The sequence below is a fragment of the Actinomycetospora chiangmaiensis DSM 45062 genome (assembly GCF_000379625.1).
GTDB classification, from domain to species: Bacteria; Actinomycetota; Actinomycetes; order Mycobacteriales; family Pseudonocardiaceae; genus Actinomycetospora; species Actinomycetospora chiangmaiensis.
In genome coordinates this window covers 1-17984 of record NZ_KB903221.1, presented here as the reverse complement: position 1 = coordinate 17984, position 17984 = coordinate 1, and the positions used below count along the sequence as shown (strand labels likewise).

The 17984-nt window shown below is 66.6% G+C and carries 16 protein-coding genes; all 16 read left to right on the top strand.

The features are described from left to right. Nucleotides 1–30: 30 nt before the first annotated feature. Nucleotides 31–1374, top strand: a complete 1344-nt coding sequence (locus tag A3CO_RS0109370; protein ID WP_018331986.1) for an alpha-amylase family protein — start codon at nt 31–33, stop codon at nt 1372–1374. Continuing rightward, entirely contained in the window at nt 1371–2873 is a 1503-nt protein-coding gene (locus A3CO_RS31120; protein ID WP_018331985.1) for an oligosaccharide flippase family protein, read from the top strand. Before A3CO_RS0109370 ends, A3CO_RS31120 begins: the two co-directional genes overlap by 4 nt. Further along, nucleotides 2870–3580: a hypothetical protein gene (locus A3CO_RS0109360; protein ID WP_018331984.1), complete on the top strand. Its 711-nt coding sequence runs from the start codon at nt 2870–2872 to the stop codon at nt 3578–3580. Before A3CO_RS31120 ends, A3CO_RS0109360 begins: the two co-directional genes overlap by 4 nt. Further along, nucleotides 3577–4374 carry a hypothetical protein gene (locus tag A3CO_RS0109355; protein ID WP_018331983.1) on the top strand — a complete coding sequence of 266 codons (798 nt, stop codon included), beginning with the start codon at nt 3577–3579 and terminating at the stop codon, nt 4372–4374. Before A3CO_RS0109360 ends, A3CO_RS0109355 begins: the two co-directional genes overlap by 4 nt. Then, on the top strand, nt 4371–5741 hold the full coding sequence (locus A3CO_RS0109350) for an O-antigen ligase family protein (RefSeq protein ID WP_018331982.1): 1371 nt from the start codon (nt 4371–4373) through the stop codon (nt 5739–5741). Before A3CO_RS0109355 ends, A3CO_RS0109350 begins: the two co-directional genes overlap by 4 nt. Then, nucleotides 5734–6717 (top strand): glycosyltransferase, encoded by a 984-nt coding sequence (locus A3CO_RS31115; protein WP_018331981.1) that lies wholly within the window; start codon nt 5734–5736, stop codon nt 6715–6717. The genes A3CO_RS0109350 and A3CO_RS31115 overlap by 8 nt, the downstream gene beginning before the upstream one ends. Next, nucleotides 6708–7541, top strand: a complete 834-nt coding sequence (locus tag A3CO_RS31110) for a glycosyltransferase (protein WP_084681659.1) — start codon at nt 6708–6710, stop codon at nt 7539–7541. The genes A3CO_RS31115 and A3CO_RS31110 overlap by 10 nt, the downstream gene beginning before the upstream one ends. A gap of 2 nt (nt 7542–7543) precedes the next feature. Continuing rightward, a complete protein-coding gene (locus A3CO_RS31105; RefSeq protein ID WP_169510932.1) occupies nt 7544–8632 on the top strand; it encodes a glycosyltransferase family 4 protein in 1089 nt (362 codons plus the stop codon). Beyond that, a complete protein-coding gene (locus A3CO_RS0109330; protein WP_018331978.1) occupies nt 8629–9528 on the top strand; it encodes a DUF6492 family protein in 900 nt (299 codons plus the stop codon). The genes A3CO_RS31105 and A3CO_RS0109330 overlap by 4 nt, the downstream gene beginning before the upstream one ends. Further along, nucleotides 9525–10343: an FkbM family methyltransferase gene (locus tag A3CO_RS0109325; RefSeq protein WP_018331977.1), complete on the top strand. Its 819-nt coding sequence runs from the start codon at nt 9525–9527 to the stop codon at nt 10341–10343. Before A3CO_RS0109330 ends, A3CO_RS0109325 begins: the two co-directional genes overlap by 4 nt. A gap of 620 nt (nt 10344–10963) precedes the next feature. After that, the gene (locus A3CO_RS0109320) at nt 10964–12454 is read left to right on the top strand and encodes a sugar transferase (RefSeq protein WP_018331976.1); all 1491 of its coding nucleotides are present in this window, start codon (nt 10964–10966) and stop codon (nt 12452–12454) included. 100 nt (nt 12455–12554) lie between these two features. Further along, entirely contained in the window at nt 12555–13295 is a 741-nt protein-coding gene (locus A3CO_RS36655) for a class I SAM-dependent methyltransferase (RefSeq protein ID WP_084681658.1), read from the top strand. A gap of 14 nt (nt 13296–13309) precedes the next feature. Continuing rightward, nucleotides 13310–14539: an MATE family efflux transporter gene (locus A3CO_RS37930; RefSeq protein ID WP_157647291.1), complete on the top strand. Its 1230-nt coding sequence runs from the start codon at nt 13310–13312 to the stop codon at nt 14537–14539. Nucleotides 14540–14780: 241 nt separating this feature from the next. Continuing rightward, the gene (locus A3CO_RS37925; RefSeq protein ID WP_157647288.1) at nt 14781–16037 is read left to right on the top strand and encodes a hypothetical protein; all 1257 of its coding nucleotides are present in this window, start codon (nt 14781–14783) and stop codon (nt 16035–16037) included. Continuing rightward, entirely contained in the window at nt 16034–17476 is a 1443-nt protein-coding gene (locus tag A3CO_RS36650; RefSeq protein ID WP_084681657.1) for a tyrosine-protein kinase domain-containing protein, read from the top strand. The genes A3CO_RS37925 and A3CO_RS36650 overlap by 4 nt, the downstream gene beginning before the upstream one ends. Before the next feature lie 53 nt (nt 17477–17529). After that, nucleotides 17530–17984: GDP-mannose 4,6-dehydratase (locus A3CO_RS0109315; RefSeq protein WP_018331975.1), on the top strand; the 455-nt coding region annotated here is incomplete at its 3' end.

Sequence of the window (17984 nt, the reverse complement as noted above, 5' to 3'; positions counted from 1 at the left end):
CTCCGCGACAGGCGGACGGGGGAGCGGGCAGTGGCGACCGGGCGGTGCCGCTTCACGAACGCACGTCGGCTCGTCGCGTGGGCGCGGCCCATGTCGATGCGCCTCGCCGCAGCGGCCCTCGTGGTGCTGGCGGTGGCCGCATGCAGCACCTCGAGCGCCGAGACGCAGACGACAGCAACGGTCCGGGCCGCCCTTGCGGCCTTCCCCGAGATCCCCCAGCTCGACAGTCGGTACTACGACCGCTTCCCGACGACGGCGAAGGCCGGATGGTCCCGCTCCACCTTCTTCCCGGTCGGTACCTTCCTGAGCTCGGTCCGTAGTCGGGCCGCTCTCGATCACGACCGAGCGCTCGGCCTGAACACGTACTACACGCTCACCGACAACAGCAACACGGCTCTCCTCGACGGCTCCGGCTTCTCGGCCGTCCTCGGCGCGCCGTTCGGTCGCCGCGTCCCGGGGCTCGCCGGCTCCTTCCTGGGCGACGAGCTCGACATGCGCGGCGGTCCGGGGAACGCTCCCGTCGGTCCGGGCGGCGTCCAAGCCGTGCAACCGTGTCTCCAGTCCGGGCAGAAGTGTGGGTACAGCGCCCTCGCCGCCTCGAAGAAGCAGGCCGGGGCCACGCCGGGGGCCGTGCAGTGGGCGAACTACGGCAAGGGCGTCGCGTACTGGGAGACCGATCAGGAGGCGGCGGCGTTCGTCAACGGCTTCACCGATGTCGTGTCGACCGATGTGTACTGGTACACGGATCCGGCCGTGTGCGACGAGGCGGCGAACTCCCGCGGCCTGCCCCGGGACCAGTGCCGCCGCGCCGGCAACTACGGCGCGCTCATCGACCGCGAGCGCGCGCTCGACCGGACCGACGGGCGGGAGCAGCCGATCCTCGCCGTCGTGGAGACCGGCGCTCCCGGCGACGGGTGGGCGACGATCCGGCCCGAGCAGATGGCCGGCGCCGTCATGTCCTCCGTGATCCACGGCGCCAGGGGAGTCGTCTACTTCGACCACAATTTCGGCGGCTCGTGCCGCGCCGAGCACGGTCTCCGGGACTGTGATCCAGCCATGCAGACCGCGGTACGCACGGTCGATCGGCAGTTGCAGGACATGGCGCCCGCCTTGAACGTCCCGGCTCGGGCGATGTCACTCGGACCCGGCATCGATGCCACGGTGCGGACCGCGGACGGCGCCGTCCTCCTCATCGCCATGATCGATCCGACCACGGGGCCGGGCTCGCGCACGTTCCACCTGCCGAGCACGATGCGTGGCTGGCGTATCAGCGCGCCCTACGAGAACCGCAGCATCACGCGGACCGGTGCCGACTCCTTCACCGACACGTTCGCCCAGGAGTCGAGCTACCACGTCTACCGGATCCAACCGTGAACCAGGATCAGCGGACCACGGCCGCCGACGACGATCGCACCGACCTCGACGAGGTCCGCAGCGGTGTCCGCCAGGGGTTGACGTGGAGCCTGCTCGGCAACGCCGTCCTGCGCCTCGCGACCTTCGCGACGAGCCTGGCGATGGCCCGCATCCTGGACCCGGCCGACTTCGGGACCTACGCGATCGGCCTGACGTACCTCCAATTTGCCATCATCTGCAACGACGTCGGCGTGACGTCGGCGTTGGTGCAATGGCGCGGGCCCTTTGCAGCGATCGTCCCGACGGCCCGAACACTGACCTTCCTGACGACAGGTGTGATCACGGGGCTGATGCTTCTCGCGAGCCCGGGGTTGGCGCGGTTCTCCGAGAATCCCGCCGCGACCCCCGTGCTCCGGGTGCTCGCGCTCGCGGTGCTGCTCGACGGGCTGATGGCTGTCAGCACCGCCTCCATGTGGCGGGAGTTCAGACAACGCGAGTTCATGGGGGCCTCGCTCGCGGGCGTCGCCGCACAGGCCGCGGTGGCCGTTCCCGTCGCCCTCGCGGGCGGGGGAGCCATGAGCTTCGCCCTCGGCATGGCTGCCGATGCCGTGGTGCGGTTCGTGCTCGTCACCGTGCTCGCGCGGGTGTCCTTCCGCCCCGGGTTCGACCGGGGCATCGCCCGGCGACTCGTCCTTTTCGGCATCCCGCTCGCCTCGGGACTCGCGGTGCAGGCAGTCCTCCTCAACGTCGACTACCTGGTGATCAGCCGGACGCTCGATGCCACGAGCCTCGGTTTCTACACCCTCGCCTTCAACATCTCGGGGTGGATTCCGGGCGTCTTGGGCGCGGCCCTCGGCACGGTGACGCTCGCGGGCTTCGCACGACTCGCCGAGGAGGGGTCGGCGGTGCTCTCGGAAGCCGCCCGGCGGGCCATCGTGCTCCTGGCGAAGGTCCTCCTGCCCACCGCGGCGGTCCTCGCGGTCTGCGCGCCCGACGTGGTCCGCGTGGCCTACGGCGAGCGTTGGCTCCCCGCGGCGGGGGCTCTGGCGTGGCTCGCGGTGTACATCCTCCCGCGCATGGTCGCCCAGACCGCGACGGAGCTCCTCGTCGCCCAGGGGCGCACCCGGCTCCCGGTCGTGGCCAATCTGTGCTGGCTCGCCGCGCTGCTCCCGGCGCTGATCCTCGGGACGCGGTGGGCCGGTATCGACGGCGCGGCCGTCGCCCAGGTGATCGCCGGATGCCTGGTGGCTCTCCCGGTACTGCTCGTGGTCCTCCGCCGCGCCGACATCGACCTGAGCGGACTGTTCCCGGCGCTCCTCCGCCCCGCCCTGGGAATCGCCGCGGCGGTGGCCCTGGGCCTGCTGGTCGCTCGAATCGCCGCGGGCTGGGGTCCTGTGCCGGCCCTCCTGCTCACGGCTGCGACGGTCGCCGTGGTGTACGGCGCATTCGGCCTCACCAGGGACGACCGGCAGGCCTTCGCCGCCAGGCTGCCGAGCGCCCGCACGGTGGTGCGCCGATGACGATCCGTCTGCTGCGTGACGTGATCCGCGACCAGCGGGTCATCCTGGCGGTCGGTCTGATCGTGGCCGTCGCGATGGGGTCGATCGTTCTCGCGACAGCCGCGCGCCAGTACCAGGCGACGGCGACGCTGGTCGTGACGGCACCCGGCCTGTTGCCGGCCGAGCCCGAGCGGCCGTTCGAGGGCGCGCACATCACCAACCCGCTCACGCGCGACGACGGCAGCCTGGCGGACGTCGCGCAGCTCCTCGTGGCCGACGCCACCCGCGATCTTTCACCCGGTTCGCCCGTCACCGTCAACAGCGGACTGACCCAGCAGTTCCTGCCGCCGCCGAGCCCCTTCATCGCCATCACGGCGACCGGCGCCGCGGCGGACGACCTCCGCCGTGCGGTCGCGGCCCAGGCCGACCGGCTCCGTGTGCGGCTGGCGGCCTTCCAGCAGGAGGTCGGGGTCCGGGACACCACCGCCATGACGTTGCAGACCGTCTCGCCGCCGACCGTGGCCCGCGTCGGCCTGCTGACCTCCACGGGCACGTCGCTGGCCGGCGCACTCGCAGCGTTCCTGATCGCGGTGCTGATCGCCTTCGCCCGGGTCGACGGAGCCGCCCTCGATCGGGGAGGTGCGGGTCCGCCGTCCGGGCCTGTACGCGTGGGGCGACCGATGATCGGATGGGCGGACAGCGACGACGATCGGGGGACCGTCCGATGAACATCCGTAGGGTTCTGCACCTGCTCCGGACCCGCTGGTACCTGGCCGTTGCGGTCCTCCTCGTCCTCGCAGGCGCCTTCGTGGCAGCCTTCGCGACGTTCCCCGCGCAGTACCAGTCGCGGGCCATCCTCGTCGTGACGACGCCGGACAACGGTGGCCGTATCTCGGCCGACCCGCGGACCGGCAACGACATCACGAATCCGCTGTTCAACTTCCAGGGCGGACAGAACGTGGCGGCGGCGATCCTCATCGCCTCCGCCGGGTCCCCCGTGGCGCAGGCCCAGATCGGCACCGCGACGAAGGGGTCGACCTACACGGTCTCCGACGGCAGCACCAACCCCGAGGTGCCGTCGTCAGGGCCTTTCATCTACGTCGACGCCACCGGTCCGTCCGAGCAGACGGCGCTCGACACCTCCCAGGCCGTGGTCCAGTTCATCCGGGCCGACCTCCTCAACCGTCAGGTGGCGTTGCGGGCGCCGCAGGTGACCTTCCTGTCCGTCGTGGACGTGGTCGACCCGACCCCGCCGGTCGAGCAGCAGGGCAACCGCTACCTCGCCGGTGTGGTCGCTGCTCTCGTGTGCCTGGTCCTCAGTGTCGTCCTGGTCGACCTCCTGGATCGGCGAGCGACGCGACGACGCCGCGCCGCGACGAGCCCGTCGAGCCCGGCGCGTCCGAGCCCCACCCCCCGCACGCCGCCCGGGGGCCTGGACGCCCAGACGGAGACCATGGGCCCGCCGCGATTCGAGGGAACTACCCCGAGCGACCGCGCGGCGTCCCGTGTGGGCCGCCGATGACGGCCGACACGGGCGCGCGGCCGGCCCTCGTCCCGCGAGCCACGCGGTATCGACGCTCCATCGGTGACCTCGACGGCGCCGACCTCGTGTGCGCCCTGGTGGTCCTGACGTTGCTGCTGCCCTCGGACCAGATCGTGCCCGGCCTCGGCGTCACACCGGCCAGTCTGCTGACGGGGCTCCTCGCCTTTCTCTGGGTGTGCCTGCACCTGGGCCGCAACCTGCCCGTGGCCAAGGGGCGGACCCCGGTGCGGACAGCCGTCTTCCTCCTCGTCGGGTCCGTCGCCCTCTCCTTCGTCGCCGGGATGTACGGCTACCTGACCGAGGGCGAGGTCAAGAACTCGGTCCACACGACCGTGCTCGTCCTCACCGTGATCGGTTCGTGCCTGTTCGTCATCGACGTCGTGCGCGGCCAGGTCGGGCTCGCGCACATCGCGCGTGCCTTCGTCGTGGCGTCCGCCGTGGTCGCGGTGGCGGGCATCGTGGAGAGCCTGGTCGGCATCACCTTCGTCTCGCACCTGTCCATCCCCGGCCTGCACCCCACGAGCTACGCCGATCTGACCCAGGCCACCCGCCAGTCGTTGACCCGCGCGCAGTCGACGACCGGGCACCCCATCGAGTTCGGCGTTCTGTGCGGCATGGCGTTGCCGTTCGCCGTCCATCTCGCGAGTCGGCACCGCGTGCGCTCGCGGCGGGCCGTCTACTGGAGCTGCGCGACGGTCCTCGTGGTGGGGGCGGTCTTCTCCATCAGCCGATCGGCGATCATCGCGCTCGTCGCGGTGGGATGCGTGCTGCTCGTCGGTGCAACGCCGGCCCAGCGGGTGCGCGCGACCGCCGTCGTACTCGCCGGGCTCGGGGTGCTCTGGATGGCCGTGCCTCAGGTGGTCGAGGCCCTCGTCACCTTCTTCGCCTCGGCGTCGACCGACCCGAGCGTCGGGGCACGGACCGGGGACTACACCGTCCTCGCCGCGCAGTTCGTGCGGAGCCCGATCCTCGGGCACGGTCCCGGCACCTGGTACGCCCCGGTGCACCAGATCTTCGACAACCAGTACCTGCTCACGCTGGTGGAGACCGGGGTCGTCGGTCTGGCCGTGCGGCTCGCGGTGTTCGTCACCGCGGCGTGGCAGCTGCTGCGACTGCACTTCCGCGACCCCGACCGGGGCCAGAGCCTTCCGCTCGCCGGCGCAGCGGGGCTCGTCGTCGTGATCCTGACGTCGGCGACCTTCGACTTCGGCTCCTTCGCCTCGGTGAACACCCTCTCGTTCCTCCTCGTCGGCATGGCGGGAGCGCTCGCCCGGGTGCATGGCGCGGACCTCCCGAGGACGGTGTTCCTGCGGCGCCGCCCGTGGCGGGTGGGCACACGTGTCTGACGGCGCCCACTTCAGCCGCGACGCCCAGACGGTCGACGTCGCCGTGGTGATCGTGACCTTCCGCAGCGCATCGGCGGTCGGTGGTCTGATCGAGAGCCTCAGAGCGGCGACCGGTGAACTGCGGGTCGCCGTGACCGTCGTGGACAACGCGTCGACGGACGACACCGTGGCAGTGGTCGCCGCCCACGGCGACGTCACTCTGGTCGCCCACGACCAGAACTCCGGATACGCGCACGCGGTCAACCTGGGCGTGGCGGCCTCGCCCCCCTGCAAGGTCGTGGCCATCCTCAACCCCGACCTCCGGGTGGCGCCCACGATGCTGAGCGAGCTCCACACGGTGCTGGCGGAATCCCCTGAGACCGGGGTCGCCGTCCCGATCCTCTACGGCGACGACGGGCACGTCAGCCCGTCGTTGCGGCGCGAGCCGCGGGTCACCGCGGTGCTGGGCGACGCGGTGCTCGGGGCGCGATGGCAGCGACGGCCGGCGGGCTGGGGCGAGATCGTGTACGACCGCGCGCGCTACGAGACCGCGGGGTCGGTGGACTGGGCGACGGGTGCCGCCCTCGCGGTCTCCGCGCCATGCGCGGCGGCGGTGGGGCCCTGGGACGACGAGTCCTTCTTCCTGTACTCGGAGGAGACCGACTTCTGTCGCCGGGCCCGCGACGCCGGGTGGTCGGTCCGCGTGGTGCCGACGGCCGCCGCGACGCATTCGGGCGGCGGCTCGGGGAGCTCGCCGGCCCTCGACGGGCTGCTCGCCCTCAGCCGGATCCGGTACGCGCGCAAACACCGGGGTCCGCTGGCCGCCGCGGCGACGTGGCTCGCTCTCGTGATCGGCCACGTCCTGCGGGTCGGTCGACCCGGCGGACTCGCCCGTCTGCGCTTCGTCCTCCGCCCGTGGAGGTACTGGACCGTCGTGCAGCACGAGCTCCGGGGAGCCCGACCCGGACCGATCGGGCAGGTCGCGCCGTGTCCCTAGGGTCGGTGGTGATCCCGGCGCACAACGAGGCGTCGGTGATCGGCCGGACGTTGACGGGCCTGGCCCCGGCCGTGCGGGCCGGGGACATCGACGTCGTCGTGGTCTGCAACGGCTGCACCGACGACACCGCCGCCGAGGCGCGGCGTCACGACGGAGTGCAGGTCGTGGAGCTCGACATCGGGTCGAAGGTCCTGGCGCTCCGCGCGGGAGACGCATGGGTGTCCTCCTTTCCCCGCCTCTACCTCGACGCCGACATCGAGGTTCCCCACACCGCCGTCGTCGCCACATTGCGCGCGTTGCGGAGCGGCCCCAGGCCGGCGGGTCGGCCGCCGTTCGTGTACGACCTCGAGGGCACCTCCTGGCCGGTCGCGGCCTACTTCCGGGCGCGCCAGGCCATGCCGTCGCTGAACAGCGCGCTCTGGGGAGCCGGGGTGTACGGCCTGTCCGTCCGGGGACGGTCGCGCTTCGCCGAGTTCCCCGACCTCGTCGGTGACGACCTGTTCGTCGACGGTCTGTTCGCCCGTGACGAGATCGTCGTCGTCGACTGCGCTCCGGCTCGCGTCCGGGTGCCGCGCACCGCCGGGGCGCTGCTCGCGGTGCTCGGCCGTGTCTACCGCGGGCAGGAGGAGTTGCGGACCGGTCACACCACCCGGAGGACGGTCCGCGATCTCTTCGCGGTGGCGCGGTCCGGCCCGCGTGGAGCGGTCGACGCGCTGGTGTACGCGGGCTTCGTCGTCCGAGCCCGGCTGCGACGACGGTCGGGACCGACATGGGCCAGCGACCGGACCTCGCGGGTCGGCGCCGCCGAGGAGCGGGGGACCTGAGCGTGCGGATCGACATGGTTCTCGGGACCTTCCCCCGGACCCCCAGCGGCGGGGCGCTGGTCGTCTACCAGTACGCGAGCGCGCTCGCGGCACGCGGCCACGAGGTCAGGGTCTGGCACGTCGAGCCCCGGCCATCGGCGCTCGAGGCGGGGCGCCGGCTCGTGCGGAACGTGGCGAGCGGGGGGCTGCGGTCGCGGATCCGCTGGACCCGGCTCCATCCCGAGGTCCGCCTCGAGCGCGTCCGCAGCGCTGCGGATCTCGACCTGGTCGACGCCGACGTCGTCGTCCCGACGTTCTGGACGACCGTGCGGCCGACACTCGGGCGCGTCTCCGCGCGGCAGCGCGTCGTGCACTTCGTCCAGGCCGACGAGACGACGCTGGGGCCGCCGGACGAGGTCGAGGCGATCTACCACCTGCCCTGCCCGAAGATCGCCGTCGCGCCAAGGCTCCGCGACCGCCTCGTCGCCTTCGGGGTGGCTCCCGGTGACGTCTCGATCGTGACGAACGGGGTCGACCTCCCCCTGTTCCCCCCGGGACCCGCGACCGCGCAGCGGCCGCGGCGGGTGACCTTCCTGGCCGGCGACGTCCCGGTCAAGGGGCTCGAGGTCGCGGCCGACGTCGTCCGGCGGGTCGGCGAGTGCCGAGCGGACGTGCGGTGGTCCGCCTTCGGACCGGGCCGGCGTCCCCGTGGGCTCCCGGCGTGCGTCGAGTACACGCGGAGCGTGCCGCAGGATCGGCTCGCGCCGGACTTCTACCACCGTGCAGCCGTCTTCCTCTGCACCTCGCACGCCGAGGGCTGGGGGCTGCCGGCGCTGGAAGCCATGGCCTGCGGGACGCCGGTCGTGTCGACCCGCAACGGTGGCGTCGACAACTTCGCCGTCGACGGCGACACCGCCCTCCTGCGACCCGCCGGCGACGCGGCCGCATTGGCGGATGCGGTGCTGGAACTCCTCGACGACCCGGACCGGGCCGCCGCCATCGCCTCCCGCGCTCTGGTCGTGGGGCGGGCCCACGCGGTGCACGAATCCGCGGGACGCTTCGAGGCAGCACTTCTCGGAAGTCCCGTCCCCGATCACGAGGGACTGCGATGAGCGACTTCGCGATCGTGACGCCGTCGTTCCGACCCGACTTCGAGCAGTTCCGTGAGCTGCACCGTTCGGTGGCCCGGCACCTCCCGGCCGATGTCGCGCACCTCGTGATCGTGCCGTCGGCCGACGTCGACCTGTTCTCGACCCTCGACGGTGTCCAGGTGATCGACGAACGATCGCTCGTCCCCGGGTGGTACCGGCCCGTGCCGGGCCGCAACTGGCTGGTCGACGTGCGCCGACCGTGGTGGCCGGTCCGTGGCTGGGTCCTCCAACAGCTCCTCAAGATCGCCGTCACCCTGCAGCTGGACGTCGAGTACGTGCTGCTCGTGGACTCCGACTGCGTCTTCGTCGCCGACGTGGCCGGGGCAGAGGACCTCCGGTTCGTCGTACGACCCGACGGGGTGACCGAGGGTCTCCCGCGCCACGTCATCTGGCACGACGTCGCACGCACCCTGCTCGGTCTGCCGGCCGACGGCGCGCTGCCGAAGCCCGACTACGTGTCGAGCGTGACGTCCTGGCGCGTGTCCGACGTCCGCGACATGACCGCCCGCGTCACGGCCACGTCCGGCCGACCGTGGTTCGACGCGTTGGCACGGCTCCGGCACGTCTCGGAGTTCACGCTCTATGGCGTGTTCGCGACGTACCTGAGCTCGGCGCACCCGCCGGTGATCGCGCGCTGGTGTTGCGAGCACTGGGACGAGGCACCCCTCGACCTCGAGCACGCGATCGCGCTCGCCGACGCCATCGCGCCGGACGACGTCGCTCTCATGATCTCGGCGAAATCGGGCACGGCACCCGAGGTTCGGGAGGCGGCGATCGAGCGAGCGAGGGAACGCGTCGGGCGAGGGTCGGGCCCGGCGGACGACACGACGAACCGCACGAGGGGAGTGGCGCCGTGAGCCTGCTGGAGACCGTGAGCGCGAGGCTCCGCCCGGCCTTCGCCACCGCGATGCTCACGGCGGGCATCTCCGTGGGCCCGCCGTCTGATCCGGCCCAGGTGCGCGAGCTGATGGCCCGGCTCCGGCCCGTCGACGCCGGTTTCCGTCTGGTCCGGCTCGGCGACGACGGCGACGGCGGCTACCTGGCGCCTGACGACCTCGACGGCGTCGTCGCCTGCTTCTCACCCGGCGTCGACAACCGCGCTTCGTTCGAGCTCGGCATGGCCGCGCGCGGTGTCCCGTGCTTCCTCGCGGACGGCACCGTGCCCCGTTCTCCGGTCGAGCACGAGCTGCTGCACTTCCGGTCGACGAACATCGGTGTGGTCGACGGGCCGTCGACGACGACGATGGACTCGTGGATCGACGGGTGCGCTCCACCGTCGGGTGACCTCGTGCTCCAGATGGACATCGAGGGGTTCGAGGTCCCGGCGCTGCTCAACATCTCCGACCGCAACCTCGCACGGTGCCGGATCATGATCGTCGAGTTCCACGAGCTCGACGGCCTCTTCGCGCGCGCGACGCTGCGCCAGCTGCAGGCCGTGTTCGACCGTCTGCTCGCCGGTCATCACCTCGTCCACGTCCACGCCAACAACTACGGCGGCGTCGTGTCCCGACGAGGGGTCGGCGTGCCACGGGTCATCGAGGCCACGTTCCTGCGTCGGGACCGCGTGGCCTCCACGCGCCCCGTCGCGCACCTCCCGCACCCGCTGGACATCAGGAACGCTCCGCATCTCCCGGACGTGCAATTCCCCCTCCTGGACCCCTCTCCGCACTGAGGCCGCTCCGAGAGGAAGCGGACCGGGACGGCGAGGACCTGCGCCGCGAGGTGTCGGCTGCGCTCAGCGACAGTGCCGATCCCGAAGGCCCTCACCGCGCTCCTACTCGGACGACGGACAGCGCGGCTCGCGCCTCCGGCGAGCGGCCGCGGCCTCGGGACTCCTCGTTCCCCCTTCCGGCCGGAGACCTGACGCCCCCAGGTCGAGGCCACCATCCCTCAGATAATCGGTCCCGATCTTCGTCTCCGGTGCGTCTCTGTATCGCGGGTGCACTGTTCGGGGTGTTCGTCCACACGAACATGACGCAAGCGAAAGGTCAACGAAAGTTCATCCCGCCACGGTGTGCGTCGTCGGGGGACACCACGCTGTGTATCGATCATCCGGCCTGTGACCAACTCTAACGGGTCCGTTCAGGCGATAAGACGTCAGAAATTTTGGGCGTGTCGCGATGACACGCCGCACAGAGTGTCCGAAACGAGTAACAGGGCGAGCGGTCTGCAGCGATAGCCGGGCCAAGCGCACACCAACAGGTGACGGTGCTCGTGACGGCTGGGGATCGAAGGGGAGCCCCGGCCGCAGGTCACGATCTCGCCGCCTGTGACCATGGGGGGTCACTCGAAGTGAGCACGGACATCGGGACCGCGGGGAGCCGGCAGCAGGCCGACATCCAGGCTCCGCGGTCCCCGCGGGGCGCACCGGCCGGGGGACCGGCTCGCACTCGCACCTGGCGCACGATCCTGCTGCGGGCAGTCCTCGCTGCCGACCTCGGTATCGTCCTCGGTGCAGCTGCGGTCGCGACCGCATTGGGCGTCGGCACCCGTTCCTGGGACGCCGAGCCCGCCGCCGTGTCCAGCTGCATCGGTGCGGGCATCGCCCTGACGCTCATGGCCGCCATGCGCTGCTGGGACCCGCAGACTGTTGGCCAGGGCGCCGAGGAGTTCAACCGCCTCGTCCGCGCCTTCGTCGGTGCCTCGCTGGTACTGGCCCTCCTCGGCTACCTGCTCAAGGCGGACGGCCTCCGGCCCTGGGTGATCGGGGTCCTCCCGGTCACCGGGCTCGCGGTGCTCGCCGGCCGGTACCTCATCCGCCGGGTCCTGCACACGGCGCGCCGCGAGGACCTCTGCATGTCCTCGGTCCTCGTCGTGGGCACCGAGCAGGGCATCTCCGACCTCGTCGCCCGCACCCTGCGGGTCCCGCACCACGGCTGGGCTGTGGTCGCTGCCTGCACCTCCACAGGCCTTGCCGACGGCGGAGCCGTGAGGGGGATTCCAGTGGTGGGAGACCTGGACGGAGTCGCCCGCCAGGTCGCCGAGCTCGGCATCGATGTTGTCGCGGTCGCGCCGACGCCGGGCTGGACCCCAAAGCGTCTGCAGGCGCTCGCGTGGGAGCTCGAGGGCACCGGCGTCGACCTGGTGGTCGACCCGGGCCTCATGGAGATCGGCGGCCCGCGCCTGCACGTCGCCCCGGTCGACGGCCTCCCGATGCTGCGCCTCACCGAGCCCCGCTTCGACGGCGTCACCCGTGCGGTGAAGGCCGGCGCCGACCGCCTCGGCGCCGCGGCTCTCCTGTTCCTGCTCGCGCCGGTCTTCCTGACGATCGCGGTGCTCATCAAGCGCGACGGCGGCCCGGTGTTCTACCGCCAGGAGCGCGTCGGACTGAGCGGCCGGCACTTCCGGATGGTCAAGTTCCGCTCGATGGTCGTCGACGCCGACCAGATGGTCGCCCAGCTCGCCGCCAGCAACGAGGCGGCCGGCCCGCTCTTCAAGATGAAGCGCGACCCGCGCATCACCAACGTCGGCTCAACGCTGCGCCGCCTCTCGCTCGACGAGCTCCCGCAGCTGTTCAACGTGCTCGGCGGCTCGATGTCCCTGGTCGGGCCCCGTCCGCCGCTCGCCCGCGAAGTCGCGGAATACGAGACCGACGCGCGTCGCAAGCTGCTGGTTCGCCCCGGCATGACCGGCCTTTGGCAGGTGAGCGGCCGCTCGGACCTCACGTGGGAGGAGTCCGTCCGGCTTGACCTGCGCTACGTCGAGAACTGGTCACCGGCGCTCGACATCAACATCTTGTGGAAGACCGTGGGCGCTGTGACTCGCGGAAGGGGCGCGTACTAGGGTTGTCGTTGTCACGCCCGTCGTCAGTCTGATATCTTACTATCGCTTTCTCGCGGGGGGCTGTTGCGCTTGATTGACAGTAGAGAAGGAGAAGGTTTTGATGTCGCTTCGCCAGATGATCGAAAGTTCTTATCCAGAAGTTGGGGCTGGCGGATACACGAGGTGTGACGGCACCGTAGAGTTTTATCTTCGGGTGCGAGCCGTCTGCCCTGTTGGTGCCGTTGTACTGAACTTCGGGGCGGGAAGAGGTAAAAGCTCTGAAGATCCAGTTCCCACTCGGCGGCAGATGCAAGACTTACGAGACATTGCCTCCCGAGTAGTCGGGGCGGACATTGATGAAGCTGTTTTGAAGAACAACACGGTGACCGAGTCGGTCGTCCTAAAGGGAGATAACTCGCTTCCTTTCGAGGACAACACCTTCGACGTTATTGTATCTGACTTCACTTTTGAACATATTACAGATGCAGTGCGCGCGAGTAGGGAGTTACATCGCGTTCTTAAGCCTGGTGGTTGGATTTGTGCTCGGACGCCAAATCTTTGGGGTTATATCGGGCTGCCGACCAACCTCGTACCTAACGCGCTGCATAATTGGGTTCTGAGGAAGGTGCAACCGCACAAGCAGGAGATAGACACGTTCCCGACGGCGTACCGGATCAATACGCGAAAACAAATTTACAGTGTTTTCCCAGCGTCGATGTTTAACAATTTTAGCTATACATATGACAGCGAGCCGCATTATGTTGGGAGAAGCCGTCTTGCCTGGAATTCGCTTCGTGCGCTGAACCGAATGCTTCCGCGTGAGGCGAAGACCATGCGGTTCATTTTCATGCAGAAGAAGTAGCAGAATAAGTGAACGTGCAGCGCCGCATCTCGGTCGGAGTTGTAGATCAGATAGTCAGCTCCGGGACCTCTTTCGTAATCGGTCTAGCGGCAGCAGCCGTCTTGAGTCGAGATGAATTCGGACTGTTCGCTGCTGGCCTAGCCGCGACCGCTATAGTAGGGAGTGTAGGACGTGGAATTGTAGGAGACGTGGCTTTGACGTATCTCCCTAGCTTGCAGCCGGCAAGGGCGATCCAAGCGGCTGGAACCGCGATAAGTTGTTCCATCGCCCTCGGAATGTTAAGTGCTTCGGTTCTGTTCGGGCTTTCTCTGTTCCCACTAAAGATTTTTGACGGGCTGGCGGCTTTCGCCCTTTGTATGCCACTTTTGACTTTCCAAGACGCGTGCAGGTACATCATGATCGCACGCGGCGATATTGGTGTAGCCCTGAAGTCGGATGGCACATGGCTTTTAGTCCAGTGTCTGCTAATTACAGGTATTGTCGCAGTGGGACCCATCAACTTCTATACAGTCTTCGGGTCTTGGGCGGCAGGACTAGGCGTCGCCACAATCGTGATTCTCATCCAGGCCCACGGATTGTTCTCTGCTACGAACCCCCTGATCTGGTTTAGGCAGACGCGTCATTTCAGTGGGTGGTTTTCATCCGCGACGCTCTTGGGGCAGTGTCAGAGTCAGCTCGTTGTCTTTGTTGTCGGTGCTTTTCTCTCTCCAGCAGCGGTAGCAGGTATCCGAGTAATCCAACTTCTTATTCTGCAACCAATCCAGACTGTCCTGACTGCACTCACGAGCGTTCTGGTGCCGACGCTCACAAGGAAGTTAACAGCACGTGAGTATGCACAATTCTCCTCGCTCGTCAGCAGGCTGACGAGACTTGGCTGTGCCGCAGGGCTCGTCCTTGTACTGCTTGTTCCACTCGGGATATTTCTCATCACCTCCCTCTTTCCTCAGTACGAGGAATTCAATAGCCTGGTTCCTCCGGTCGCCATTCAGGCTGCGCTGCTATGCGTCTACATTTCTCCTGTGGCGGCGCTCCGGGCTGGCCGCTTCGGCGCCCCGATCTTCAAAGCGCAATTGCTCGGAACTCTATGCACGTTAGGGAGCGTGCTATTAGCGTCAATCTACGGCGACGCGAACACCGTGGCATGGTCTTTGATGGGCGCTTACGTCGTATTGGCCGGCTCCTTCGTTCTAGCCTATAGGAGATCGACCTTCACGAGCTACGTCGAAGAAAGCGCAGGTTCTTGAAGTGCAAATGAGCGCAACTGACTCATCACACGAGATCCAGGTCTGTGCGAGTACGCTTATTCAGCGTCAGTTTCGCTCAGAAAACCACAAGATCGCGCAGGGACTCATTCTACTAACGTTTTTGCTAGCAATTCCCCTATGGCTGGTCGTCCTCCCCCTAGGACTCGGCTCAGCCTTCGCGGCACCCGTTGCCCTCCAATCCCTCGTGGTAGTTTACTGCTCAATCAGAATTTGTATGGTCGTGGGCGCGGGCCAGCCCCGTTGGTCAGAGTTGCTGTTCTGGTCCTTTAGCTATGTTTGGCTTGGCGTAGCAGGACTCGCTCAAGTTCTTTCCGTGAGAAATCCGTTGTTTACGAGCTTTTCTCAGGATCAGCAGCTTACCGCGAGCGGAGTCCTGCTGGTTGGTTTCGTTGCTTTTGATATCGGCATCTACTTCGGGTTTAGCAGGTTTCGAGCTGATAGGAAACCCCTGCGACCGATGGCCATTTCTGAGACGCGAGTTAAGATCTTAGCGGTTCTTACACTTCTTTTCACCCCGCTTCTTGTCAGCCTTCTTGGCGGACTTGGAACCCTTTTTAGCAGCCGAGAAGCGCTTACTAATTCTTTGTCACAATCGAACCTGTATTCGAGCGGCGATACGTCCGCAGGCGGAACGCTACTCGCGGTTGCTGGCGTGATGCCAGCGGTCAGCCTCTTGGCAATTCTTTGGATCTGGAAGGTCAAGCCGACCTCTCGAAACCGAATTGACTTCATTGCGCTATTCGCCGGGCTTGTAGTTGTAAATCTGATTTTAAATAATCCAATATCTACCCCCCGGTTCTGGATACTCACTATTCTACTCGCTATCGTGCTCAGCTGGACCAGTTTGTGGAGTTCGAGAGGTTTAGCGGGATTGGTTGTAGCATTTGTGGTGGTAGGTCTGATCGCGTTTCCATACCTCGATGCGTTTCGATACGATCAGGTGGGTGGGGCGGCAGCTACGGTTGGTATCGGAGCGAGACCGGTCGATTTCTACTTGGGCAAGACAGATTACGGTTCTTTCACAGACGTCGGCGCCACTGTGCGATACGTCGACCGCCACGGAACGTTGGAGGGGAAGCAACTGTCCGGCGCGGCGCTTTTCTGGCTACCTAGGTCTGTATGGGAGAGCAAGCCCAACAACACCGCTTACATTTTGGCTGTCGATTCCAATTTCCCGAACCTTAATCTGGACTCTCCTCTATGGGCTGAGGGATTTGTCGACTTCGGCTGGTTTGGCACATGGTTTTTGCTGCTTGCGTTCGCGCTATTGGTCAGAAGGGCTGACCTGACCTTCGTCCAATGGCAGCATGCAGGACACTCAGGTTACGTGCCATCAGGCTTGCTTTTCTCCCTAATCTTCGCAGCCTACGAGTCTTTTCTTTTACGCGGCTCTTTGCTTCAAGCAATGTCTCGCATTTGTTTAGTCGCCTTGGTAGTTTTGCTACTGTCTACTAGAGTGGAGGGAAGTCCAGAATGACTGTGGAAGACTTTGCCGGTGCCGTGCGGGTTCATTGGAAAAAGCTTCTTCCCGTGGTTCCGGTATTTCTAGTGCTGGCTGCAATCATCTCTTTCGTACAACCGAGGACCTATCTGGCGTCAGCGGATCTCTACGTGTCCACCCAAGCGAGCGCGGCGAATCTAACCTCCGCTTATCAGGGCGGTTTGCTGTCCCAAGAGCGCGTGAAGTCGTACACAGAGTTGGCGAGCACCACTCGTGTCGCTCAGGATGTTAAGGCTGCGATCGGCTCGCAGGAGCCAATTTCAGAGATTCAAGGGGATCTGTCGGCCTCAGCCAACCTCGATACCGTTCTTCTAACAGTGTCTGCACGAAACTCTTCGCCTACAACCGCTGCGGCTATGGCCAACGCGGCGGCGGATTCACTCTCGCGTTTAGTGTCTGACTTAGAGCGCCCATCCGATCCGAATGCCCAGTCTCCTATCGTTGTTCGGCAAGTGCAGGAAGCACCTGTACCAGAGTCTCCCGAAACGCCTAATGTCAAGCTCAATTTCTCACTAGCGATTGCTCTAGCTCTCGTCGCAACGGCTGTTTTAGTGGTAGTGCTCAATAGGCGAGACACGAGGGTCCGATCTACGAGCGAGCTAACTCGCCTCACTGGATTGCCTTTAATGGCTTCGATCTCGAAGAACGACGACTTGGAGCGGACGCCCCTGGTTGTCGACAGCCTGCCACATTCCTCCCAAGCCGAGGAGTTTCGCCAGCTCCGAACGAATCTTCAGTTTGCGAACATTGACGCAAGTAGTCGTGTTTTTGTCGTGACGAGCTCTTTACCTGGCGAAGGTAAAACTACGACGATTTCAAATTTGGCGATATCGATCTCGGACTCGGGAGCGCGAGTTCTCGTTGTCGACGGAGACTTGAGGCGTCCGCAGCTCGCCGAGCGCTTCAGCCTAGACAGCAGTGTCGGCCTTACGTCTGTGCTTGCAAACCGGATACCGTTGTCGCAAGCCATTCAGAAGTGGGGCAGGCGGGTCGATGTCCTCGGCAGCGGCCCGGTACCTCCCAATCCGAGTGAACTCTTGGCCTCTAATCAGATGAGTCTTACTATTGATAAGCTGAAGAGTCAGTATGACTATATTTTAATTGATAGCCCGCCCTTGCGTGCTGTGACTGACGCGGCTGCTTTGTCCCCTCGCCTCGATGGCGTGATACTGGTCGCGCGTTTTGGGGTTGTTCGGTCGTCTGACCTGATTAGAAGTGTAAATTCCGTCTCTGGCGTTGGCGGAAAGCTGTTGGGATGCGTTTTCTCGGTGGTTCCGTCTTCAGGCAGAGGCTACTACGGCTCGTATGTCGCTTACGGCCCACGACGATCACCGTCCGGAGACGAGCCGTTAACGGAGACGATAAGGAACGAATCGCCGCGTCCGACGCCTCGAAAGCGAGATTCGGGAATGTAGCTCTTTGTCGCTACGAAGCTTGATGGCAATTGCAGCAACAGTTTGGGGGCGGAATGGCAACTATCCTCGTTACCGGTGCTGCCGGTTTCATCGGGTCGAACTTCGTCCGCTACTGGCGGTCCGTCCACCCGGGTGACCGGATCGTCGCCCTCGACGCCCTGACCTACGCCGGGGTGCGGGAGTCGCTGAACGGCCCGGACGGCGAGCTGCTCGACGGNGTGGAGTTCGTGCACGGCTCGATCGGCAACACCGACCTGGTCGCGCACCTGCTGCGCGCCTACTCNGTNGACGTGGTGGTCAACTTCGCCGCCGAGTCGCACAACTCGCTGGCGATCCTGCGCCCCGGCGACTTCTTCGCCACCAACGTCACCGGCACCCAGGGACTGCTCGAGGCCGTCCGCCGGGTCGGGGTCTCGCGGTTCCACCACATCTCGACCTGCGAGGTCTACGGCGACCTCTCCCTGGACGCCGACGAGGCGTTCACCGAGGACTCCCCCTACCTGCCGCG

Excerpts from the sequence above, each read along its gene's own strand:
- A3CO_RS0109330 (WP_018331978.1), top strand. The coding sequence starts at position 8,629 with ATGAGCGACTTCGCGATCGTGACGCCGTCGTTCCGACCCGACTTCGAG.
- A3CO_RS0109355 (WP_018331983.1), top strand. The coding sequence starts at position 3,577 with ATGAACATCCGTAGGGTTCTGCACCTGCTCCGGACCCGCTGGTACCTG.
- A3CO_RS0109350 (WP_018331982.1), top strand. The coding sequence starts at position 4,371 with ATGACGGCCGACACGGGCGCGCGGCCGGCCCTCGTCCCGCGAGCCACG.
- A3CO_RS36655 (WP_084681658.1), top strand. The coding sequence starts at position 12,555 with ATGTCGCTTCGCCAGATGATCGAAAGTTCTTATCCAGAAGTTGGGGCT.
- A3CO_RS0109360 (WP_018331984.1), top strand. The coding sequence starts at position 2,870 with ATGACGATCCGTCTGCTGCGTGACGTGATCCGCGACCAGCGGGTCATC.
- A3CO_RS36650 (WP_084681657.1), top strand. The coding sequence starts at position 16,034 with ATGACTGTGGAAGACTTTGCCGGTGCCGTGCGGGTTCATTGGAAAAAG.